This window comes from Pseudobutyrivibrio xylanivorans, assembly GCF_008935055.1.
Lineage (GTDB): Bacteria > Bacillota > Clostridia > Lachnospirales > Lachnospiraceae > Pseudobutyrivibrio > Pseudobutyrivibrio xylanivorans_A.
In genome coordinates, this window is sequence record NZ_CP043028.1 from 2,694,090 (window position 1) to 2,717,592 (window position 23,503).

Annotated in this window: 19 protein-coding genes; all 19 read left to right on the forward strand. The window is 39.4% G+C overall.

Annotation, left to right across the window (positions count from 1 at the left end; all coding sequences use genetic code 11):
- Positions 1-2 precede the first annotated feature (2 nt).
- The 19 genes from FXF36_RS12180 to FXF36_RS12270 all read left to right on the forward strand — a co-directional run bounded on the left by FXF36_RS12180 (position 3) and on the right by FXF36_RS12270 (position 23,389).
- Entirely contained in the window at positions 3-1,160 is a 1,158-nt protein-coding gene (locus tag FXF36_RS12180; RefSeq protein ID WP_151624464.1) for an Mbeg1-like protein, read from the forward strand.
- Between the two features lie 170 nt (positions 1,161-1,330).
- Positions 1,331-1,615, forward strand: coding sequence for a co-chaperone GroES (groES, locus tag FXF36_RS12185; RefSeq protein WP_028243785.1), 285 nt, complete (start codon positions 1,331-1,333; stop codon positions 1,613-1,615).
- A gap of 39 nt (positions 1,616-1,654) precedes the next feature.
- Positions 1,655-3,289, forward strand: coding sequence for a chaperonin GroEL (gene groL / locus FXF36_RS12190; protein WP_151624466.1), 1,635 nt, complete (start codon positions 1,655-1,657; stop codon positions 3,287-3,289).
- Between the two features lie 92 nt (positions 3,290-3,381).
- Positions 3,382-4,254, forward strand: a complete 873-nt coding sequence (locus FXF36_RS12195) for a DegV family protein (protein ID WP_151624468.1) — start codon at positions 3,382-3,384, stop codon at positions 4,252-4,254.
- 48 nt (positions 4,255-4,302) lie between these two features.
- Positions 4,303-5,577, forward strand: coding sequence for an adenylosuccinate synthase (locus tag FXF36_RS12200; protein WP_151624470.1), 1,275 nt, complete (start codon positions 4,303-4,305; stop codon positions 5,575-5,577).
- 67 nt (positions 5,578-5,644) lie between these two features.
- Positions 5,645-6,253 carry a DUF4340 domain-containing protein gene (locus FXF36_RS12205; RefSeq protein WP_167511381.1) on the forward strand — a complete coding sequence of 203 codons (609 nt, stop codon included), beginning with the start codon at positions 5,645-5,647 and terminating at the stop codon, positions 6,251-6,253.
- A gap of 145 nt (positions 6,254-6,398) precedes the next feature.
- Entirely contained in the window at positions 6,399-6,665 is a 267-nt protein-coding gene (gene rpsO / locus FXF36_RS12210) for a 30S ribosomal protein S15 (protein WP_028247035.1), read from the forward strand.
- Positions 6,666-6,844: 179 nt separating this feature from the next.
- Positions 6,845-8,926, forward strand: a complete 2,082-nt coding sequence (locus tag FXF36_RS12215; RefSeq protein WP_151624474.1) for a polyribonucleotide nucleotidyltransferase — start codon at positions 6,845-6,847, stop codon at positions 8,924-8,926.
- A 64-nt stretch (positions 8,927-8,990) separates the two neighbouring features.
- Positions 8,991-10,907 (forward strand): ABC-F family ATP-binding cassette domain-containing protein, encoded by a 1,917-nt coding sequence (locus FXF36_RS12220; RefSeq protein ID WP_151624476.1) that lies wholly within the window; start codon positions 8,991-8,993, stop codon positions 10,905-10,907.
- A 74-nt stretch (positions 10,908-10,981) separates the two neighbouring features.
- Entirely contained in the window at positions 10,982-11,620 is a 639-nt protein-coding gene (locus FXF36_RS12225; protein WP_151624478.1) for a redox-sensing transcriptional repressor Rex, read from the forward strand.
- 21 nt (positions 11,621-11,641) lie between these two features.
- On the forward strand, positions 11,642-12,385 hold the full coding sequence (locus tag FXF36_RS12230; protein ID WP_151624480.1) for a hypothetical protein: 744 nt from the start codon (positions 11,642-11,644) through the stop codon (positions 12,383-12,385).
- Positions 12,386-12,408: 23 nt separating this feature from the next.
- Complete coding sequence (locus FXF36_RS12235) at positions 12,409-13,293, forward strand: hemolysin family protein (RefSeq protein WP_151624482.1); 885 nt, start codon at positions 12,409-12,411, stop codon at positions 13,291-13,293.
- Positions 13,294-13,354: 61 nt separating this feature from the next.
- Entirely contained in the window at positions 13,355-14,083 is a 729-nt protein-coding gene (locus FXF36_RS12240; RefSeq protein ID WP_151624484.1) for a YebC/PmpR family DNA-binding transcriptional regulator, read from the forward strand.
- Positions 14,084-14,237: 154 nt separating this feature from the next.
- On the forward strand, positions 14,238-15,686 hold the full coding sequence (locus tag FXF36_RS12245) for a glycogen synthase (protein WP_151624486.1): 1,449 nt from the start codon (positions 14,238-14,240) through the stop codon (positions 15,684-15,686).
- A 78-nt stretch (positions 15,687-15,764) separates the two neighbouring features.
- Entirely contained in the window at positions 15,765-18,515 is a 2,751-nt protein-coding gene (locus FXF36_RS12250; protein WP_151624488.1) for an FtsK/SpoIIIE family DNA translocase, read from the forward strand.
- A 17-nt stretch (positions 18,516-18,532) separates the two neighbouring features.
- Positions 18,533-20,203, forward strand: a complete 1,671-nt coding sequence (locus FXF36_RS12255) for a formate--tetrahydrofolate ligase (RefSeq protein ID WP_151624490.1) — start codon at positions 18,533-18,535, stop codon at positions 20,201-20,203.
- Position 20,204: 1 nt separating this feature from the next.
- The gene (locus FXF36_RS12260; RefSeq protein ID WP_151624492.1) at positions 20,205-21,368 is read left to right on the forward strand and encodes a chitobiase/beta-hexosaminidase C-terminal domain-containing protein; all 1,164 of its coding nucleotides are present in this window, start codon (positions 20,205-20,207) and stop codon (positions 21,366-21,368) included.
- Positions 21,369-21,630: 262 nt separating this feature from the next.
- Positions 21,631-23,124, forward strand: coding sequence for an ISLre2 family transposase (locus tag FXF36_RS12265; protein ID WP_151624494.1), 1,494 nt, complete (start codon positions 21,631-21,633; stop codon positions 23,122-23,124).
- Positions 23,111-23,389 (forward strand): hypothetical protein, encoded by a 279-nt coding sequence (locus FXF36_RS12270; protein ID WP_151624496.1) that lies wholly within the window; start codon positions 23,111-23,113, stop codon positions 23,387-23,389. The genes FXF36_RS12265 and FXF36_RS12270 overlap by 14 nt, the downstream gene beginning before the upstream one ends.
- The last annotated feature ends 114 nt before the right edge of the window (positions 23,390-23,503 follow it).

The following is a 23,503-nucleotide window of genomic DNA, read 5'->3' on the forward strand; positions in this document are numbered from 1 at the left end:
TTATGGCTAACGTTGAAGACTATTTAGTATGGAGATCAGATGTACCATTTGAAGTTGACCCATTTAATGAGGTGGATAATGTAGTTTTCTGCGAGCTAGTATATGCTGCGTTTGATGGAATTGTCCCTGGGCCAGGTCTAAAAGAAAAGATATCTTTAGAGGATGCTTGCGAATTATTTTTTGCGAAATATTCAGAGGAGGAGCTTATAAATAAGTCCTCCTTTACAAAGCGAGCTCCTTTTTTATTGCAAAAAATGGCAAGGTCAAAGCGGTACGGTGGCATCAAGATGGCTGGATTTGTAAACCATGTTGATGCTGAAAATCAGACCCAATTTGCTGTTTGTACCTTTTATCTACCTGATGGTACGATTTATGTTGCTTTTAGAGGAACAGACGACACGCTTGTTGGTTGGAAAGAGGATTTTAACATGTGCTTTTCAGAGGGTACAGGTGGTCAGCTGAAGGCGGTAGAGTATTTGAACAAGAATTTTGCCCGCACTATGAAGCATCTTCGAGTTGGGGGACATTCTAAGGGGGGTAATTTTGCAGTTTATGGATGTGCTTTTTGTAAACCGCATATTAAGGATATAATTCTTGAGATTTATAATAATGATGGTCCCGGTTTTATTCCTGAAATAATTAAGTCTCAAGAGTATAAGTCCATCGCTAAGCGTATTCATCGCTACATTCCAGACGAATCCATCATTGGCATGCTTATGCATAGCAAGTCCAAGACAAAGGTAGTAACAAGCTCTACCCATGGTATAAATCAGCATGACTTGTTGTCATGGCAGATAGAAAGAAATCATTTTATTACTGTTGATAAGGTGTCATCGACCTCACTTCTGATAGATGAAATTATCACGAAGTGGGTAGCAAGCTTTGACTATGATACAAGAGCAGCTTTCGGTGATGTATTTTTTGAATCATTGGCTTCTTCTGGTGCAACGAGAATGTCACACATTACAAAGAATAAGGTGAAATCCATTGCAGCGCTAACAAAGGAAATACAGACACTGGATCCTGAAAATCAGGCACTGGTGATGGATGTTCTTTATAAGCTTGTTGCTGTAGGTGGGGACAGTCTTAAAAATACAGTCTTGGAGAAGCTTCTTCCTATCGCTGAAAAACTCCCGAAAAATGTAATAGTGAGAAAATAAGAGAAAAATAGAGATATATTGAGCTTTTGATAGAATTCTATCCGAAATTACTAATCGCTTTTGCTTGAAACTTTTCTGGTAGAATTCTATTATACTTTTTGTAGTTAGCACTCGAACATATAGAGTGCTAACAGATGAAATCAGATTTTTTATTTAGGAGGTAATATAAAATGAAGTTAGTTCCATTAACAGATCGCGTTGTATTAAAGCAGTGCGAGGCAGAAGAGACAACAAAGTCAGGAATTATCCTTGCATCAGCTGCACAGGAAAAGCCACAGGAGGCTATGGTAATTGCAGTTGGTCCTGGTGGGGTTGTAGATGGTAAAGAAATTACTATGCAGGTTAAAGAAGGCCAGAAGGTTATCTATTCTAAGTATGCTGGTACAGAAGTAAAACTTGAAGGCGAAGAATACATTATCGTTCGTCAGAATGATATCTTAGCAGTTGTTGAATAATTGGTTTTTATCTTAAATTGAGAAAAGAGGTAGAATAAAATGGCAAAAGAGATTAAGTATGGCGCAGAAGCAAGACAGGCTCTTGAGGCAGGCGTTGATAAATTAGCAAACACGGTTAGAGTAACAATCGGACCTAAGGGACGTAATGTAGTTCTTGCAAAGTCTTACGGTGCACCACTTATCACAAACGATGGTGTTACAATTGCAAAGGACATTGAGCTTGATGATGCATTCGAGAATATGGGTGCACAGCTTGTTAAGGAAGTAGCTACAAAGACAAATGATGTTGCTGGTGACGGTACTACAACAGCTACAGTCCTTGCACAGGCTATGGTTAAGGAAGGCATGAAGAATCTTGCTGCAGGTGCTAACCCAATCGTTCTTAGAAAGGGTATGAAGAAGGCTGTAGATTGCGCTGTTGATGCTATTTCATCTATGTCAAAGGCTGTTGACGGCAAGGAGCAGATTGCTAGAGTAGCTGCTATTTCTGCTGGTGATGATGAAGTAGGTCAGATGGTAGCTGACGCTATGGAAAAGGTTTCTAACGATGGTGTTATCACAATCGAAGAATCTAAGACAATGCAGACAGAACTTGACCTTGTAGAAGGTATGCAGTTTGACAGAGGTTATATTTCAGCTTACATGTGCACAGACATGGACAAGATGGAAGCAAACCTTGATGATCCATATATCCTCATTACAGACAAGAAGATTTCTAACATTCAGGAGCTCCTTCCAGTTCTTGAGCAGATTGTTCAGTCAGGTGCAAGACTCCTTATCATTGCTGAGGACATCGAGGGTGAGGCTCTTACAACACTTATCCTTAACAAGCTTCGTGGAACATTTAACGTTGTTGCTGTTAAGGCTCCAGGCTATGGCGACAGACGTAAGGAGATGCTTCAGGATATCGCAATCCTTACTGGTGGTCAGGTAATCTCAGAGGAGGTTGGACTTGAGCTTAAGGATACTACACTTGATCAGCTTGGACGTGCTAAGTCTGTAAAGGTTAACAAGGAGAACACTGTTATCGTTGATGGCCTTGGTGATAAGGCAGCTATCGATTCTCGTGTTGCTCAGATTCGTGGTCAGATTGATGAGACTACATCAGAGTTCGACAAGGAGAAGCTCCAGGAGAGACTTGCTAAGCTTGCAGGCGGTGTTGCAGTTATCCGTGTAGGTGCTGCTACAGAGACAGAGATGAAGGAAGCTAAGCTTCGTATGGAAGATGCTCTTAACGCTACACGTGCTGCTGTTGAGGAAGGTATCATTGCAGGTGGTGGTTCTGCATATATCCACGTTCAGAAGAAGGTTGCAGAGCTTGCTGAGACTCTTTCTGGCGATGAGAAGACTGGTGCAAACGTAATTGTTAAGGCACTTGAGGCTCCACTTTTCTATATCGCTGCTAACGCTGGTCTTGAAGGCTCAGTTATCATTAACAAGGTTCGCGAGGCTGAGGATGGTGTAGGCTTCGATGCTTATAAAGAGGAGTATGTAAACATGGTTAAGGCTGGTATCCTTGATCCAGTTAAGGTTACACGTACAGCTCTTCAGAATGCTGCTTCTGTTGCTTCAACACTTCTTACTACAGAGTCAGTTGTAGCTGACATCAAAGATCCTGCTGCTGATGCTGCCGCTGCAGCTGCTGCAGGTGCAGGAATGGGTGGCATGTACTAAAATTTTTGGTTTTAGGTTTTATTTCACCGCTGGTTATGGTATCATAATCAGCGGTGCTTTTTATTTTAAGCCAATAATTAATGAGGTGAATTATGAGCAAAGTAGCAATACTTACAGATAGCAATAGTGGCATTACTCAGGCACAGTCCAAGGAATTTGGAATCTTCGTTGAGCCAATGCCTTTTTATATTGATGGACAGCTTTATTATGAGGATATTGATTTAACTCAGGAACAGTTCTATGAGAAGCTTACACAAGGCGGGGAGATTACTACTTCAATGCCTATCACAGGTAATCTTATGGATTCCTGGGACAATATTCTCAAAGATTATGATGAGCTTGTGTACATTCCAATGTCATCTGGTCTTTCGTCATCTTGCGCTACAGCAAAGATGCTTTCAGAGGATTATGATGGCAGAGTTGTAGTTGTTGATAATCAGCGTATTTCTGTTACTCAGAAGCTTTCAGCATTAGAGGCTAAAAAGCTTGCAGATGAAGGAAAGAGTGCTCAGGAAATCTGTGATGCTCTTATTTCTAATAAATCATTATCTACTATCTATATCACTGTAGATACTTTGGAATATTTGAAGAAGGGCGGACGTCTTACTCCTGCCGTTGCAGCTATTGGTTCACTTCTTAAGATTAAGCCAGTACTTGCAATTTATGGAGAAAAGCTTGATAAGTTTGGAGTAGCCAGAACTATGAAGGCCGCTAAGCAGACTATGATTGACGCTCTCAAGAAGGACATGAAAGAAGTCCTTAAAACTGAAAATTTAGATGATGTAGTTATTTCGATTGCACATACTCAGAACCAGGAGGCAGCAGAGAAGTTCAGAGAAGAGCTTCTTGAGGCGTTCCCTGGTAAAGAGATTTGGATAGATCCTTTATCACTTTCTGTTTCTTGTCACATAGGTCCAGGTGCTCTCGCTTGTACCATTACAAAGAAGTTAATTGATATTGATTAAGCTTTAGCTTATTCAAATATATATTTTTGGTTATTTAGGAGGATTGTTATGGTAAAAGCAGTTGTAGGTGCCAATTGGGGCGACGAAGGAAAGGGAAAGATTACAGATATGATGGCTGCAAATGCAGACATTATTGTACGCTTTCAGGGAGGAGCTAATGCAGGTCACACCATAGTTAATAATTATGGTAAGTTCGCTCTTCACACACTTCCTTCAGGTGTATTTTATAATCACACCACTAGCATTATCGGAAATGGAGTTGCTCTCAATATTCCAATTCTTATGAACGAGATTAAATCCATTGTAGATAAAGGAGTACCTGCTCCACGTATTTTGGTATCTGACAGAGCACAGATTGTTATGCCATACCACATCCTTTTTGATCAGTACGAGGAGGAACGCCTTGGAAAGGCTTCTTTCGGCTCAACTAAGAGCGGCATTGCTCCTTTCTACTCAGATAAGTATGCAAAGATTGGTTATCAGGTTCAGGAACTTTTCGATGAGGAACTTCTCAAGGAAAAGGTTAAGCGTACATGCGACCAGAAGAATGTTCTTTTAGAGCATTTGTATCACAAGCCACTTCTAACAGAAGAAGAGCTTCTTGATACACTTCATCAGTATCGTGACATGATTGCTCCTTATGTTTGTGATACTTCAGCTTACCTTTGGAACGCAATCAAGGAAGGCAAGACAATCCTTCTTGAGGGTCAGCTTGGTACTCTTAAGGATCCAGATCATGGAATTTATCCAATGGTTACATCTTCGTCAACACTTGCACCTTATGGCTGCATTGGTGCTGGTATTCCAGCTCAGGAGCTTAAGCAGGTTGTTACAGTATGTAAGGCATATTCTTCAGCAGTTGGAGCTGGAGCTTTTGTATCAGAAATCTTTGGAGATGAGGCAGATGAACTTAGACGCCGTGGTGGAGATGGCGGAGAGTTTGGCGCTACAACAGGTCGTCCACGTCGTATGGGTTGGTTTGACTGTGTAGCTTCTAAGTACGGATGCAGAATGCAGGGTACAACAGATGTTGCCTTTACAGTAGTTGATGTTCTTGGGTATCTTGATGAGATTCCTGTATGTGTTGGTTACGAAATCGACGGAGAGGTTACAACAGACTTCCCTGTTACTTCAAAGCTCGAGAAGGCTAAGCCAGTGCTTAAGACTCTTCCAGGTTGGAAATGCGATATCCGCGGAATTAAGAAATACGAGGACCTTCCTGAGAATTGTCGCAATTATATCGAGTTCATTGAAAAGGAAATTGGATTCCCTATCACAATGGTTTCTAACGGACCAGGACGTGATGATATTATCTATAGATAAAGATTTAAAAATGCTTTACAATTTAGGTTGTAAGGCATTTTTATTTTGGCTTAACGGGGATGAGTTTATGAGCGATTTAATTCAATCAAAATATTTCAAAATTGGTTTGCTTTGCCTTGTTGTGATTTTGTTGGCTCTTCTAATTTTTTTCTCTCTTGGGAAAGGTGATAAGGTATTTCTTGGAGTTTCTTCTGAAGAGCAAACCTACGCCGATGCTCTTGATAAAGAAAGCGAAGAGAAGGATGAAGGTGAAGAGGTATTCATGATTCCAAAGGAGGATGTTTACAGCTTTCTAATTACTGACTCAAATGGAATCAGATTAACTTTTGAAAATCAGGATGATAATTGGATCTGTACTGATAATACCGATATTGATATAGATGAAAACAGGGTTGATAAGCTCCTTAATTACCTTTGCGATGTTAGATGCGTAAATTCTTATTCAGATGTGGATGGAAGCGTATACGGGCTCGATCAGACATCGAAGGAATATAGGGTTACAGACTCGGCAGGTGGCACTATAATTATTTCTATTGGAAATATAGATGAAGAGTCCGGTGGCGTATATTTTTCAATTAATTATGACTTTTCTACAGTTTATTTAAACAGTGGAAAATTAGCTAAAGCCAGCGAGTACGCAATCCAGGATTTGGTTCAGCTAAATTCAGCAAAATAAGTAATCGTAAGAGTTTTTTACATGTTTACATATTACTGTGGCTGTGCTATTATACTAAAGTACGATTTACTGTAACTCAGGTTTTGGACACTCCGACCTTTTCCTTAGTTACGGCATATTAATAGTTTTATAGGAGGTAATTAAAATGATTACAAAAGAGAAGAAGCAGGCAATTATCAATGAGTATGCTAGAACAGCTGGTGATACAGGTTCTCCAGAGGTTCAGATTGCAGTTCTTACAGCTCGTATATCAGAGCTTACAGAGCACCTTAAGGCTAACCCAGGTGATCATCATTCACGTCGTGGTATGATGAAGATGGTTGGTAAGAGAAGAAACCTTCTTGCATACCTTAAGAATACTGATATTGAGAGATATCGTTCAATTATTGAGCGTCTTGGCTTAAGAAAGTAATCTATACGAGCGGAGTGTATGCTCCGCTCATTTTTCTATGAATTAGTTTTCGAGCCCAATCCGAAGCCACTGAATTTGTTAGCGAAAAACTTTTTATAAGTCAATGTTCTAGATGTTCGCTTCATTTTCAGTAGTTTCGGGTTAGAGCTTAATATAATTAAGTTTATAAGGAGAAAACCATGAAGACATTTACAATGGATTTAGCTGGTAGAACACTTCGTGTAGATATCGGCAGAGTTGCAGCTCAGGCTAATGGAGCAGCATTTATTCAGTATGGTGATACAACAGTTCTTTCAACTGCTACAGCATCTGATAAGCCACGTGATGGCATTGATTTCTTCCCACTCTCAGTAGAGTTCGAAGAGAAGACATACGCAGTAGGTAAAATCCCTGGCGGTTTCAATAAGAGAGAAGGAAAGGCTTCAGAGAATGCTGTCCTTACTTCTCGTGTTATTGACAGACCTATGCGTCCACTTTTCCCAAAGGATTATCGTAATGACGTTACACTTAACAATATGGTTATGGCTGTTGATCCACAGTGCCGTCCAGAGCTTGTAGCTATGCTTGGTGCTGCTATTTCAACATGTATTTCAGATATCCCATTTGATGGCCCATGTGCTATGACTCAGATGGGTATGATTAATGGTGAGTTAATTGTTAACCCTTCACAGGAGCAGTGGGATAAGGGCGACCTTAAGCTTACAGTTGCTTCTACAAGAGAAAAGGTTATCATGATTGAGGCTGGTGCAAACATCATCCCTGAGGACAAGATGATTGAGGCTATTTATAAGTGCCACGATGTTAACCAGACAATCATTAATTTCATCGATGAGATGGTTAAAGAGTGTGGTAAGCCAAAGCATGAGTACACATCATGTGCTATCCCTGAGGAGCTTTTTGCAAAGATGAAGGAAATTGTTCCTCCAGCAGAGATGGAAGAGGCTGTATTCACAGATGAGAAGCAGGTTCGTGAGGAGAATATCCGTCAGATTACTGAGCGTCTCGAGGAAGCATTTGCTGAGAATGAGGAATGGCTTGCAGTTCTTGGTGAGGCTATTTATCAGTATGAGAAGAAGACAGTTCGCAAGATGATTCTTAAGGAACACAAGCGTCCAGATGGTCGTCAGCTTGATCAGATTCGTCCACTTGCCGCTGAAGTTGACCTTATTCCTAGAGTTCACGGTTCTTCAATGTTTACACGTGGACAGACACAGATTTGCGATGTAGTTACACTTGCTCCTCTTTCAGAGGCCCAGAAGATTGATGGATTAGATGCATTCGTTACAGAGAAGAGATACATGCACCACTACAATTTCCCTGCATACTCAGTAGGTGAGACAAAGCCATCAAGAGGTCCAGGACGTCGTGAAATTGGTCACGGTGCACTTGCAGAAAGAGCACTTCTTCCTGTACTTCCTACACCAGAGGAGTTCCCATATGCTATCCGTGCCGTATCTGAGACATTTGAATCAAACGGCTCTACATCAATGGCTTCTACATGTGCATCATGTATGTCACTTATGGCTGCTGGTGTTCCTATCAAGGCTATGGTAGCTGGTATTTCATGTGGTCTTGTTACAGGTGATACAGATGACGATTTTGTTCTTCTTACAGATATTCAGGGCCTTGAGGACTTCTTCGGAGATATGGACTTCAAGGTTACTGGTACTAAGGAAGGTATCACAGCTATCCAGATGGATATCAAGATCCACGGTCTTACTCGTCCAATCGTAGAGGGAGCTATCGCTCGTTGCCGTGAGGCTAGATTCTTCATTATGGATAACTGCATGAGCAAGGCAATTGCAGAGCCACGTAAGGAAGTTGGCGAGTATGCACCAAAGATTATTCAGCTTTCTATCGATCCAGAGAAGATTGGTGATGTTGTTGGACAGCGTGGAAAGACAATCAACGAAATCATTGCAAGATGCGATGTTAAGATTGATATTACAGATGAGGGCAACGTTTCTATCTGCGGTACAGATGCAGCAAAGATGGACGAGGCTAAGAAGATGATTGAAATCATTACAACTGATTTCGAGAAGGATCAGATTCTTACTGGTAAGGTTGTCAGCATTAAGGAATTCGGTGCATTCATCGAGTTTGCTCCAGGCAAGGAGGGAATGGTTCACATTTCTAAGATTGCAAAGGAGAGAATTGATAGAGTTGAGGATGTTCTTACTCTTGGTGATACTGTTAAGGTTGTTTGCCTTGGCAAGGATAAGATGGGACGTATCAGCTTCTCAATCAAGGATTGCCAGTAATTATAACTAATTAGATTTTAAATGCGCCTGGCGTTTGTCGGGCGCATTTTTTAAGGAAAAGATTATGTTATTAAATGTTTCACATATATATAAATCCTTTGGCGAGGATTCAATAATTAAAGATGCTACTTTTACTGTAGATGAAGGCTCAAAGGTTGCTATTGTTGGAAATAATGGTACTGGAAAGTCTACTCTTTTGAAGATTATTATCGGCGATCTTCCTGCTGATGATGGTGAGGTTACTCTTAAAAAGGACGCTACTATGGGCTATTTGGCTCAGTATCAGGAGGATGCTTTCGGAAGCAATATTCTTGATACAGTTCTTGGGGCTCGAGAAGACTTGCTTTCAATGGAAAAGAAGCTTGCTGAGATGGAGGCGCAAATGAGCTCTTTATCTCATGAAGAAATGACTTCTTTTATGGATTCTTATCATAAGCTTCAGCATCAGTTTGACTTGATGGGGGGCTACACCTTCCGTTCAGAGGCTGTTGGTATTCTGAAGGGCCTTGGTTTCGAACAGGAAGATTTTGAAAAGAGCATGAACGAGCTATCAGGCGGTCAAAAGACTCGTGTCAGCTTGGGAAGACTTCTTGCCGCATCACCTGATTTACTTTTACTTGATGAGCCTATTAACCACTTGGATTTAAAATCAATTATGTGGCTCGAAGGGTATCTTACTGCTTATAAGGGCGCTGTTGTTATTGTTGCACATGATAGATATTTTCTTGATAAGATTGCTGACCATGTGGTTGATTTATCATATGGAAAGACAAGCGTCTATACTGGAAACTATACTTCCTTCGTTGCACAGAAGGAAATTGCACAGCTTACTTATGAGCGAAGCTATGAAAAGCAGCAGAAGGAAATAGAACATCAGAAGGCTGTTATCGAAAAGCTTCAGTCTTTCAATCGTGAGAAATCAATTAAACGAGCAGAAAGCCGAAAGAAGACTCTTGATAAAATGGAAGTTATGGACGCTCCTGATAAGGATATGCCTAAGATGCGACTTTCACTTGAAATTGAAAAGGAAAGTGGCAAGGATGTTCTTGATTTTTCTCATGTAACAAAATCTTACGATGATAAAAATATCTTTACGGATTTATCGTTTGAAGTCCATAAGGGAGATAGAATCGCTATTTTAGGCGATAATGGTACAGGGAAAACCACTATTCTTAAATGTATAAATGGTCTTACTGATTTTGAGTCAGGTGAGATTCGTTTCGGTGCAAATGTTACTGTTGGCTACTACGATCAGGAACAGCAGGGACTTACAGAATCCAATACAATTTTCAGTGAGCTTCATGATGCTTATCCATTCCTTACAGAGACAAAGGTTCGTAACACTCTTGCTGCCTTTATGTTTACAGAGGATGACGTTTTCAAGCGTATCAGTGATTTATCCGGTGGTGAGCGTGGTAGAGTTTCTCTTGCAAAGCTCATGCTTTCAAAGTCTAATCTTCTTATCCTAGATGAGCCTACAAACCACTTGGATATGGATTCCAAACAGATGCTTGAAGAGGCTTTGAATGAATATGACGGAACCCTTCTTTATGTAAGCCACGACCGTTATTTTGTAAATAAGACTGCTAACATGATTCTTGAGCTTTCAGATGGTGGCCTTACCAAATATCTTGGTAATTATGATGAATATATTGCTAAGAAGGAACAGCTCTACGGCGCTGCCTCTTCTGAAGCATCAAATTCTGGTGTGACCGCTGAGGAGACTGCTGCCAAGCTTGATTATAAGGAGCAGAAGAGAATAGAGGCTGAAAAGCGCAAAATCCAGAATCGTATCTCTAAGATTGAAAAAGAAATTGAAGAGCTTGAGGATAAAAAAGCTAAAATTGATGAGGAATTTGTTAAGCCTGAAAATATGACAAACTCTGCAAAATTAAACGAATTAACTGCAGAACAGAACGAAATTAATGATAGGCTTGAAGCACTTTATGAGGAATGGGAAGAAGCAAGTTCCCTTATGTGACAAGTTTGTTAAATCGTTGACAAAGTTATGCATGAATTCTATAATTGTTGTAGAAATTTATTTAGGAGGCGTATATTTTGGACAAACAAATTTCGCAGGCTGTAATAAGAAGACTTCCTAGATACTATCGCTACTTGGGAGAACTTCTTGATGATGGCGTTGAACGTATTTCTTCGAATGATTTGAGCAAACGTATGCATGTTACTGCATCTCAAATCAGACAGGATTTAAATAATTTTGGTGGTTTTGGTCAGCAGGGTTACGGTTATAACGTAGCCTATCTTCATGATGAGATTGGCAATATTCTTGGCGTAAATGAGACACACAATGTTATTGTTATTGGTGCTGGAAACTTGGGTCAGGCTATTGCTGGATATGTAAAGTTTGAGCGTGTTGGCTTTAGGATTATTGGCTTGTTTGATACAAATCCAGATCTTAAAGGAAAGCTGGTTCGTGATATTCCTATCCAGATGCTTGATGAACTTCCTGAGTTTGTTAAGAATAACGATGTGGAAATTGCGGCGCTTACGCTTCCAAAGGCGAATGCCAAAGCTACTGCTTTAAAGCTGGTTTCATTGGGAGTACATGCAATATGGAATTTTGCCCATGTTGATTTGGATGATATTCCAGATGTTGTTATTGAAAATGTTCATCTTTCAGATAGCTTAATGCAGTTATCTTACAATATTACTCAGCAAAATTTGGATAAATAGTGGCTTTTAGAAGGTGATTTTATGTCAGAGCGTGATTTTCAAAGTGCCATAGCTAAAATCAAGGTACCTATGTTGATTTTGGATCAGAAATGGCACAGGCTTTTTGCTTTGGGTGGCAAGCCTGATACGGTTAAAAGCCTGGAGGCTAAAGAAAACGAGCTTTTGAAAAGAGATGCCGAGCTTAAAAAGGAACTGAAGGATCTGAAAAAGGTCAAGGAGAGTCTTATGGCTTCCGTTATGTCAAATATGGAGGGTACCTCTGATTTGGTTTCTAAAAAGCTTGACGATGATAAGCGCCTTCTTGAAGAATGTAATGAGCGAATAGCTGCCGCCGAGGACGAGCAGAAGGATTTGCCCGCTCAGACAGATGAGGTGAATCGTGAGCTTATGATGGAGACAATGGACTACTGCTATGATAAGCTTCGAACAAATTCCAATGAGGCTGAGGAAATCACTAACTGGATTAAAGATATCCGTATTCAGTTGAAGAAGAATGTAATTCGCAAGCACAATCGAGAAATAAATAACAAAGAGATTTATTCCTATATGCATGATGTCTTTGGCATGGAGGTCCTAAATCTCTTTGATATGCAAAATGGCGATTTTTATATAGGAGTCGCTAATGATAAAGCTGAGGATGGTGCAGATTCAAAGTCTTCAGCAGAAGTTACAGATTTATCTGGCGTAGAGCTTGAGGATGTTGATTTAGATGCTGTATCCAAAGAGACTAAGGCCTCTTCGGAAACAGAAGATAATAATTCTTGATATTGAGTTGGAAGGAGAACCAAATGGACGACGGGGCGAATCCCTATATTTTTATTATTCTTTTAGCAATTCTGGCGATTACAGAGCTTGTCGCAATTATTTATTTGTATAGGAAATCTAAGCAGGAGAATGTTACAGAAGAGGACGTTATTTCTCTTGTAAATGAAGGGCATGAGGATGGCAACATTTTGGCATCTGAAGCCACTATGATTCAAAATATCTTTGAATTTTCTGATACAGATGTTAAGGATATTATGACTCACAGAAAAAATATTGTTGCTATTGATGGCGATATGACCCTTCGAGAGGCTATTTCTTTCATCAATGAGAATAATATGAGCAGATATCCTGTTTATCTTGAGGAATTGGATAATATTATAGGTATACTGCATATCAAGGATATTCTTACATATTTTGATAAGGATATTGATGGTATCAGGGTCAAGGATTTAAAGGATATTATGTCCATTGCGGAGTTTGTTCCAGAAACACACGGAATCAACACTCTATTTGCAAAAATGCAGTCCAAAAAGCGCCATATGGTTATTGTTATGGATGAATATGGCCAGGTTTCCGGGATTCTTTCTTTAGAGGATATTTTAGAGGAGATTGTTGGAAATATAGAGGATGAGCATGATGAAGAGGAAGCTTCCATAGAGGTTAGAACTGAGGATACATTCATTATGGATGGAAGTACTACTCTTGAAGAAGTTGAAGAAATAATAGGTATGAAGCTTTCAGAGGACTATGAGACCTTAAATGGCTACCTTATTTCTCTTCTTGGTAAAATCCCTGAAGATTCAACGTCTTTTAAGCTTGAGGACGATAATTTTATATTTTATGTTAAAAATGTCTCAGAAAAGGTTATAGGTGAAGTCTTTGTTCGTCGTAAAAGTCACGTTGAATAAGATTCTCATTTTTGATATAATTTTTTGAGATTTGATTTTAAGAAAAGAGGTAAATAATTTTATGTCAGGACATTCAAAATTTGCTAATATTAAGCACAAAAAAGAGAAGAATGACGCTGCAAAGGGAAAGATTTTTACAATAATTGGTCGTGAGATCGCTGTAGCTGTTAAGGAAGGCGGTCCAGACCCTAATAATAATTCAAAGCTTCGTGATGTTATTGCAAAGGCTAAGGCTAACAACGTTCCTAATGCCACAATCGAAAATGGTATTAAGAAGGCTGCTGGTGATACAAATTCAGTTAATTACGAGACAGTTACATACGAGGGATATGGTCCTAATGGTACAGCAATCATCGTAGATTGCCTTACAGACAACCGTAACCGTACAGCTGCCAATGTTCGTAACGCATTTACAAAGGGTGGCGGAAGCATTGGAACACCAGGATGCGTATCTTTCATGTTTGATAACAGAGGTCAGATTATTGTTTCAAAAGAGGATTGCTCTATGGAAGCTGATGACCTTATGATGATTGCACTTGATGCAGGTGCTGAGGATTTCTCTGAGGAAGAGGACTGCTTCGAGATTTACACAGCTCCAGATGATTTCTCAGTTGTAAGAGAGGCTCTTGAGGCTCAGAATATTCCTATGGCTGACGCTGAGGTTACAATGATTCCTCAGACTTACGTTGAGCTTACAGACGAGCAGGATCTTTACAAGATCAACAAGATTCTTGATTTGCTCGACGAAGATGATGACGTTCAGAATGTTTATCATAACTGGGATGAATAGCATGTTTTTTATCACATTTTAATGTGAGAAAAAATATGCTCAAGAAGTGCCCATTTGCGTTAGCAAATCTTTCAATGGCACTTTTTCCTTGCTTTTGTAGATTTTTACAGTTACTTACAGAGATCGACTATAAATATTGAGGGGTTAATGACTTATGAATAAAATTTTGTTTGCATCAAGCGAGTGCGTTCCTTTTGTTAAAACAGGAGGTTTGGCAGACGTTTGTGGTGCTTTACCTAAGGAGTTTTGCAAGGATTATTTTGATGTAAGGGTTGTATTGCCTTATTACACATTTATTCCTGAAAAATACAAGAAGGACTTTAAATATCTTACTAGCTTCCAAATGAACATGGGACCGCTCGTTGGCACAAAATACGTTGGGGTTTTTGAATATGAATTAGACGGTGTTACTTTCTATTTCATTGATAATCATGATTATTTTGATTGCTTTTATCCTTATTCTGAGGATAGATGGGATCTTGAAAAGTTTATATTCTTTGATAAAGCGGTACTTTCTATGCTTCCGCTTATTGGCTTCCAGCCAAATCTTATTCACTGCCATGATTGGCAGACTGGATTTATTCCGGTTTATTTAAAGACTGATTTTCAGGGTGACCAGTTCTTCTGGGGTATGAAGTCTGTTATGACAATTCATAACCTTAAATTCCAGGGAATGTGGGATACCAAGACTGTATCAGGAATTTCAGGTCTTCCAGTTGATTTATTTACTCCAGACAAGCTTGAATATAAAAAGTGTGGCAATATGCTTAAGGGTGGACTTGTATACGCAGACTATATCACAACAGTTTCTGCAAATTATTGTGATGAAATCCAGACTCCATATTATGGTGAGGGCTTGGATGGTCTTCTTAGAGCACGTCATTATGATATGCAGGGTATCGTAAATGGTATCGATAATTCTGTTTATGACCCAGCTAAAGACTCTAAGATTTACAAGAACTATGATGTAAACACATTTAGAAAGAACAAGAAAATCAACAAGACTAAGCTTCAGCAGGAGCTTGGCTTAGAGGTTGATTCAAAGAAGTACATGATTGGTCTTATTTCAAGACTTACTGACCAAAAGGGTCTTGATTTGATTAATTATTGTATCGAAGGTATCGTTGACGATTTTACTCAGCTTGTTGTTATCGGTACTGGCGAGTCTAAGTACGAGAATATGTTTAGACATTACGCTTGGAAATATCCTGAGAAGATTTCTGCAAACATCAGTTATGATGATGCAATGGCTCACAGATTATACGCAGCAGCGGATGCATTCCTTATGCCATCTCGTTTTGAGCCATGTGGTCTTACACAGCTTATTTCATTTAGATATGGCACAGTTCCAATTGTTCGAGAGACAGGCGGTCTTAAGGACACTGTAGAGGCCTATAACGAATATATGAAGACTGGTGATGGTTTCTCATTTGCAAATTATAATGGGGATGAGCTTCTTAATACTGTCAACTACAGCAAGTTCATATTCTTCGAGAAGAAGGCTCAGTGGAACAAAATGATTGAACGTGGCATGAATAAAAATTACTCATGGGCTGTTCAGAAAGAAAAATACGAGAATATTTATAACTATTTAATCGGTTGATAAATATAATGCTAGAAAGAGGATAGTTAGGCTATTCTCTTTCTTTAGTGATAGATAAAGCGTTACGAGGTTTTTAATTTGGCAACATCAAAAGGGAAGAATAGTTCTAGAAAGAAATCTAATACCAGGTCAACTTCGGCTTCCAGAAAGACATCTACTAAGGCTAAGACTACTAGAAAGCAAAAGCAGGAGGTTGAATTTGAGGATCCGTTTTTTGAGGATTCTTCAAAGGAGATTGTTCTATGGTCTTCAATAGCTCTTTGTATTTTGCTTTGCATCAGTAATTTTGGAATTGGTGGTGTGGCTGGAAATGCTGTGGCTGATTTTCTGTTTGGCGTATTTGGAATCATCCAGTACGTTCTGCCATTCATGGTAGCTTTTTCAGCATTTTTTATAATTTCAAACTATGGCAACAAGGTCGCAATTGCAAAGGTTGTGGCTGGATTTGTGTTGCTTATTTTCTTAACTACATTTGTAGAATTGTTTGTTAATGGGCAGGAAATTTTACTTCCAATGGATGCTTTTTCCTATGCTAAGGAACATCACTTTGGCGGTGGTCTTTTAGGTGGAGCAATTGCTTTTGGAATTTATGATAGCTTTGGATTGCTTGGCGCTTATTTAATTGTTCTGATTGCAATGATTGTCAGCACAATCATTATTATTGAGCGTTTTGCCTTTGACAAAGTGCAGCAATCCTCAAGGATTCATGCTGACAGAGCTGCTGCGAAACGTCGTATCAGACGTGAGCGCCAGCTTATGGAACGTGAAGCAAGTCAGACCCGCTATAATGCAGACCGTCAGGCTATAATTGATAAAATCAAGCAGGATAAGGAATTGGAGCTTCAGCAGATGCAGCAATCTGAGGGAGCGAGAATAGATAGAAAATATTCCGGTGTAACTTCTAATACGACACTTATTGCTGACTCTGTTGAATCACCAGAGGTTACTGGAGGGGTTAACGAGATTCGCTTTAATATGGCTGATGGTGAAGGAGATATGGAAGTCACTCAAACTCGTCGCCATCGTTTAAAGTCAGGAGACAAGCGGTCAAAGAGCTCACATGCTTTCAAGAATCTTGAGACCGTTGAGCCAGATTTACCAAAGATAGATATTTCAGAGGTTATAGAGGAGCAGCCTGATCATCAGATGGTATTTAAGACTCCTATTATTAATACACCATCTGCTCCAGAGCCATCTGCCAGTGCGAAAGAGCTTATGGAAAGTCAGGAGTCAGTTCCTGCTCCAGTGGAGACAAGTAGTCGCCATACTAAGGCTTCTGCTTCAACACCAGAGGAAATTGAAAGTTCTTCTGAATCACTTCAGAAATCAATTGAAGCGGACAAGAAGAAGCCTAAAAAGCCATATCGATATCCACCACTTACACTTCTTAAGGATGCAAAGAATAACGGTGGCGATTCTAAAGAATACCTTGCAGAAATGGCTAACAAGCTTCAGCGTACACTTGGTAATTTTGGCGTGTCTGCCAATGTTACTGAGGTTACTCTCGGCCCTTCTGTTACCCGCTATGAGCTGGAAATTGCTGAGGGAACTAGAGTATCAAAGGTTGTAAACCTGTCTGATGATTTAAAGCTTAATATGGCAGTTACAGACCTTCGAATCGAGGCGCCAATTCCAGGCAAATCTGCAATTGGTATTGAGGTTCCAAACAAGGTTAAATCTATGGTTGGCTTCAAAGAGCTTGTTTCGTCTAAAGAGTTTAAGACTGCTAAATCAAAGATTTCCTTCTGTGTCGGAAAGGATATTTCAGGACAGGTTATCGTTGGAAACATTGAAAAGATGCCACATCTTTTGATTGCTGGCGCTACAGGCTCGGGTAAGTCAGTTTGTATTAATACAATTATCATGAGTATCCTTTATCATGCCAGCCCAGATGAGGTTAAAATGATAATGGTTGATCCTAAGATGGTTGAGCTTTCTGTATACAATGGTATTCCACATCTTCTTCTTCCAGTTATTACTGATGCGAAAAAAGCTGCTGGTGCACTTCATTGGGCAGTTAAGGAAATGACAGATAGATATGAGCTTCTTGCTATGGCAGGAGTTCGTAATCTTGAGGGCTTCAATGAGAAGGTGGAGAGTAATAGCTTACCTGATGAGATTCCAGAAGCTAAACGTGTTCGCATGTCACAGCTTGTAATCATCCTTGATGAGGTTGCTGATCTTATGATGGTTGCTGCTGCAGATGTTGAGGACTCAATTGTCCGTTTGGCACAGCTTGCCCGTGCTGCTGGAATTCATCTTATTATTGCAACACAGAAGCCTACAGTTAATGTTATTACTGGCCTTATTAAGGCCAACGTTCCATCGAGAATTGCTTTTTCCGTTTCATCATCAAACGATTCCCGTGTCATTTTGGATATGAATGGTGCGGAAGATTTGCTTGGAAACGGTGATATGCTATATGCTCCGCAGAATCTTTCTAAACCAATTAGAATTCAGGGAGCTTTTGTTAGTGATGATGAGGTTAGTGCCGTTGTTGATTTTCTTAAAAACAACAACGACTCAGCTGATTATAATTCAGAAATTGAAGAACAAATTCAAAACTCTGAGAATGTTTCCGGTTCAATTAGCTCAGGGGAGCCTGACAATTCGAGGGATCCACTGTTTGCCGAAGCGGGACGTCTTGTCATAGAAAATCAAAAGGGTTCTATTGGTTATCTGCAAAGGAATTTCAGAATAGGCTTTAATAGAGCGGCTCGTATTATGGATCAGCTTGCAGAAGCTGGCGTTGTTGGTCCTGAAATGGGCACCAAGCCTAGAGAAATTCGTATGGCAATTTCAGAGTTTGAAGAACTAATAAATGCATAGTAAAGGGAGTTATTCAGATGAAGTCAGACATTCAAATCGCACAAGAAGCAAAGATGGTACACATTAAGGAGGTTGCTAAATCCTTAAGCATCGAAGAGGACGATTTAGAGCTTTATGGAAAGTATAAGGCAAAGTTTTCTGATGAGCTGTTAAGCAAGATTGAAAGCAATAAGGATGGCAAGCTTGTTCTTGTGACTGCAATTAATCCAACACCAGCTGGTGAAGGTAAGACAACAACTTCTGTTGGACTTGGTCAGGCAATGGGCGTTCTTGGTAAGAAGGCGTGCCTTGCACTTAGAGAGCCATCTCTTGGTCCTTGTTTTGGCATAAAAGGTGGTGCTGCCGGCGGCGGTTATGCACAGGTTGTTCCTATGGAGGATTTGAACCTTCATTTTACTGGTGATTTCCATGCAATTACAAGCGCAAACAATTTGCTTGCAGCAATGCTTGATAATCATATTCAGCAGGGAAATTCTCTTGGTATTGACCCACGCCAGATTGTGTGGAAGAGATGTCTGGACATGAATGACAGAGCTCTTAGAAATATTGTTGTTGGCCTTGGCTCAAAGATGGATGGAATGGTTCGTGAGGATCATTTTGTTATTACAGTAGCATCAGAGATTATGGCTATTCTTTGTCTTGCAAATGATATGCATGACCTGAAGCAACGTCTTGGCAGAATTATCGTTGGTTATTCATTTGATGGAAAGCCAGTTACTGCCGATGATTTACAGGCTACAGGAGCTATGGCCGCCCTTTTAAAGGATGCTCTCAAACCAAATCTTATTCAGACTCTTGAGCATACACCAGCTATCGTTCATGGTGGACCATTTGCTAATATTGCTCATGGCTGCAATTCAGTTCGTGCTACAAAAGCGGCTATGAAGCTTGCTGATATTACAATTACAGAAGCAGGTTTTGGTGCGGATCTTGGAGCTGAGAAGTTCTTTGACATTAAGTGCAGAATGGCTGGTCTTAAGCCTGATGCTGTTGTCCTTGTGGCAACTGTTCGTGCTCTTAAGTACAATGGAGGAGTACCAAAGGCTGAGCTTACTAATGAAAATCTTGATGCTTTAAAGAAGGGTATCGTAAACCTTGAGAAGCACATTGAGAATCTTCAGAAGTATGATGTACCTGTAGTTGTTACACTTAATTCTTTTGTTACTGATACACAGGCTGAGACTGATTTTGTTAGAAGCTTCTGCGAGGAGCGTGGCTGTGAATTTGCACTTTCGCAAGTTTGGGAGAAAGGCGGCGAAGGTGGCGTAGAGCTTGCAAAGAAGGTACTTTATGTACTTGAGAATAAAGAGAGTAATTTCAAGCCTCTTTATGAAAATAGCCTTTCATTAAAGGATAAGATTAAAACCGTTGCTACCGAGATTTATGGTGCAGATGATGTTACATATTCTCCAGCAGCTGAAAAGGAATTGAAGAGAATCGAAGAGCTTGGAATGGGAGACTTCCCAGTTTGTATGGCTAAGACACAGTATTCTCTTTCTGATGATGCGAATAAGCTTGGACGTCCTGAAGGATTTTCAATTAATGTTCGTGAGGTTTATGCCAGCGCTGGTGCTGGTTTCGTGGTTGCAGTTACTGGAAGCATTATGACAATGCCTGGTCTTCCTAAGCAGCCAGCAGCAAATAACATCGATGTTACTGATGATGGAGTAATTACAGGACTTTTCTAAAATGATTTGTAAAAAATGTGGCACTGAAATTGAATCTGGATTAGTATACTGCCCATCCTGTGGGGAGTCTATTCAGCTTGTGCCAAATTACGATGTTTTAGAGGAGGAATTATTATCAAGAGTTGTAGAAGATAAGGATAAGTCAAAAGATGACCAATTCGCTACTGGTGTCTATACTCAGACAAAGACGCCAGTAGCAAAAACCAATCCTGAGGCCAAGTCAAAGATATGCGCTTCGCCTAATGCATTGATTCGCAATAAGGACTTCCTAAAAAAGATAGTTATTTTCCTTATAATCGTAACCTTCGGAATGATGATAATCATTCCTTATATAGGTAGTCATTCCTACGATAATCTTATGAATAAAGCTGTTGAAGCAGAAGCCAACAAGCAATATGCAAAGGCTTTAGGTTATTTTGAGGAGGCTTATGAGGTTGATAATACCTCATTTGAAGTTATTTACGGTTTAGGGCGCATGTACTACCGTGTGAAGGAATATGACAATGCTGTTGCATACCTTTTAATGGCACTTGAGGATGACCCGGCTAATAAGACTATATTTACATATCTTCTTGATTGCTACGATCAGCTTCATGACACTGATGGTATATACAGACTCAGGGATAAGGCGCCAAATGATTCCATAGCTTCATTATTTGATGATTATCTTATTTATCCACCAGAATTCAGCGAGGCTGGCGGGGATTATGATGCGGATGTAACTTTGGTACTTACCAGCGAACAGAATTATCAGGTTTTCTATACTTTAGATGGCAAGGATCCAACTGTTTCCGGTAAGCTTTTCTCTAAGGCTATTACTCTTAAAGAGGGCGAAACAGTGGTAAAGGCTGTCACAAGAAACAACAGTGGAGAATATTCTGAGATTGTCAGCGAGACATATAATGTCACTTATGCTAAGCTTTCAACTCCAGTGGTGACACCAGAGGCTGGTACATATACAGAGCAGGTATATATTTCAATTGCTGTACCATCAGGTTGTAAGGCATATTATTCCTGGGATGGCACTGATCCTTCAAGTGTAGGAATTGAGTATAGTGAACCATTTCCGATATTAAAGGGAGCTAGTGTACTTTCTGTGGTTATTATTGATAGCAAAGGGAATGTAAGCCCTGTCTATCATGGGGACTATATTTACAATCCTTAAAATATAGTTCACAGAATCTTCACAGGTTGCACGTTTTTTATACATACTTTTTTAGTAGTATTTACTCATCTCATTAAGAGATACATTTTTCATAACATTATTCTCCCTTTTAAAAGACACGTCACCGCAGGCGTGTCTTTTTATTTCTTATTGTGGCTAGAGTAAAATTTTTATCGGAAAATTAAACAAATAAAAAGAACATCCTTCTTTGTGATAAGATATTGGTTTGCGAAACTATACTAACAAGGGAGGATGTTCTTTTATGGAAGAAATTATAAAGTATTTCGCAGATGTTTTCATCACAAATTTATATGATGCTAAGATTGATTTTTATAAGAATCCACAATCGTTAGCTGAACTGGTCATTGCAACTAAGAAGGAAACAGATGAGTTGGGACGATTGTTCATTCAGTCTGTGCTGCAGGAAATGGATACACTTTTAAAGGAATTACCTAAGAGAAAACGCTTATGGAATGTAGAGCATAAGGCAGATGCCAGACAGATTCTTACAACACTTGGAAGAGTTACTTTTACAAGAGCACTTTACGTTTCAAAGAACTCAAATTCAGATGAGAAGGAAGAATTATGCTACCTGTTAGATAAGTTGATTGGTCTAGGCGATAATCAGCAGATGACAGAAGACGTTATGGCGAACATTTATAGTGAAGCTGTTCAGACTTCATATCGGAAGGCTGGAGAGGTTGCATCTATTCCTGAAGGAGTTACTAAAACAACTGTAAAAAATTTGCTTCATAAGACAAAATTCCCAAAGAATTTCCAGATTCCTGAAATAAAAAAGGAAGTGGATTATTTATACATAGACGCAGACGAGGATCACTATCATCTTCAGTTTAAAGAACAACGTGGTGATTTAGAATACAACGATTACGGTAGAAAGCTAAATGGTGCTATTAATAAGATTATCTACGTATTTGAAGGAATAGAGCCTGAAGCACCTAGAAGTAAACGAAATAGACTTGTTGGAACACACTATTTTTGTCGTGGAGATGAACAGGACAATAAGGAGCTATGGAAGGAAGTTTTTGATTATGTAGAGGCAACATATGATGTAGAAAAAATAAAGAAAATATATATAAATGCTGACGGAGGAGCATGGATAAAAACTGGATATAGAGGTTTAGCCAATGTAACATTTGTATTAGATGAATTTCATATATCAGAGCATGTTTCTAGAATAATTTCACACATGAAGGATTCTAAAGATGATGTAAGGATTGAAATATATAAAACGATAAAAAGCAAAACAAATGCTGATTTTCTAAAACTGGTTGATAGATTAAAAGAATACACTTCTTCAGAAAATATACTTGCAAAAATATCGGCTTCAGCTGATTACATAAGTTCAAATTGGAATGCAGCTAAATATCGATTAAGAAAGCATGAAGGAGTGTTGGCCTGTTCGGCAGAAGGGCATGTATATCATGTGTTATCCAGTAGAATGAGTACGCAAGCGATGGGCTGGAGTAAACATGGAGCAAATCAGATGGCTCATCTGCGTGAGTATTATTATAACGATGAAGACATGTTAGAACTTGCAAAATTCCAAAAAGAAGAACTGCCGATGGCAGCGGGGGCAGAAAAAGTTATATTGACTGCTAATGATGTCCTGGCATCAGAAAAAAACAAGAGAAGTCAGCTATTGCGAGAATACGGTAAATATTCAGAGGCAATTCATTCAAGTATGAGTGTTCAAAATAGTAAACAGTTATTGTTTATGTTGAATGGAAAGCTGTAAAAAGGGAACAACACCTGACGGTGTTGCCTTTAATAAAGTGCTACGCACGGATCTAATCTTTCATTTGCTTGATTTACAGTGTATCTGCCCAGAAATGGGAGTCAAGGATGCTACGCACCGAAGGCTGAAGTCCTTGACACCCATTTCAAGGCAGATAAAATATCAACAAGCAAACGAAGGATTAATTGTCGTACAAAAAAGTACGGCTTTTAAACCAAAATCAGAGGCTTGCGGAGCAGGGCTTCCTTTTAGAATAGAAAAATAGTAAGATAATCACAAATCTAATTCTTGTCACAAAAACACAGGGATAGTCTTTTCTGTGATTTCCGAGTACAAATTTACGCTGCCCTTATTGTGTATAAACTCCAAATGGGCTACA

Coding starts and splice junctions, on each gene's coding strand:
- FXF36_RS12270 (WP_151624496.1), top strand. CDS start 23,111: ATGGAAAGCTGTAAAAAGGGAACAACACCTGACGGTGTTGCCTTTAAT.
- FXF36_RS12195 (WP_151624468.1), top strand. CDS start 3,382: ATGAGCAAAGTAGCAATACTTACAGATAGCAATAGTGGCATTACTCAG.
- groL (WP_151624466.1), top strand. CDS start 1,655: ATGGCAAAAGAGATTAAGTATGGCGCAGAAGCAAGACAGGCTCTTGAG.
- FXF36_RS12260 (WP_151624492.1), top strand. CDS start 20,205: ATGATTTGTAAAAAATGTGGCACTGAAATTGAATCTGGATTAGTATAC.
- rpsO (WP_028247035.1), top strand. CDS start 6,399: ATGATTACAAAAGAGAAGAAGCAGGCAATTATCAATGAGTATGCTAGA.
- FXF36_RS12240 (WP_151624484.1), top strand. CDS start 13,355: ATGTCAGGACATTCAAAATTTGCTAATATTAAGCACAAAAAAGAGAAG.
- FXF36_RS12205 (WP_167511381.1), top strand. CDS start 5,645: ATGAGCGATTTAATTCAATCAAAATATTTCAAAATTGGTTTGCTTTGC.
- FXF36_RS12245 (WP_151624486.1), top strand. CDS start 14,238: ATGAATAAAATTTTGTTTGCATCAAGCGAGTGCGTTCCTTTTGTTAAA.
- FXF36_RS12220 (WP_151624476.1), top strand. CDS start 8,991: ATGTTATTAAATGTTTCACATATATATAAATCCTTTGGCGAGGATTCA.
- FXF36_RS12230 (WP_151624480.1), top strand. CDS start 11,642: ATGTCAGAGCGTGATTTTCAAAGTGCCATAGCTAAAATCAAGGTACCT.
- FXF36_RS12200 (WP_151624470.1), top strand. CDS start 4,303: ATGGTAAAAGCAGTTGTAGGTGCCAATTGGGGCGACGAAGGAAAGGGA.
- FXF36_RS12180 (WP_151624464.1), top strand. CDS start 3: ATGGCTAACGTTGAAGACTATTTAGTATGGAGATCAGATGTACCATTT.
- FXF36_RS12255 (WP_151624490.1), top strand. CDS start 18,533: ATGAAGTCAGACATTCAAATCGCACAAGAAGCAAAGATGGTACACATT.
- FXF36_RS12235 (WP_151624482.1), top strand. CDS start 12,409: ATGGACGACGGGGCGAATCCCTATATTTTTATTATTCTTTTAGCAATT.
- groES (WP_028243785.1), top strand. CDS start 1,331: ATGAAGTTAGTTCCATTAACAGATCGCGTTGTATTAAAGCAGTGCGAG.
- FXF36_RS12265 (WP_151624494.1), top strand. CDS start 21,631: ATGGAAGAAATTATAAAGTATTTCGCAGATGTTTTCATCACAAATTTA.
- FXF36_RS12215 (WP_151624474.1), top strand. CDS start 6,845: ATGAAGACATTTACAATGGATTTAGCTGGTAGAACACTTCGTGTAGAT.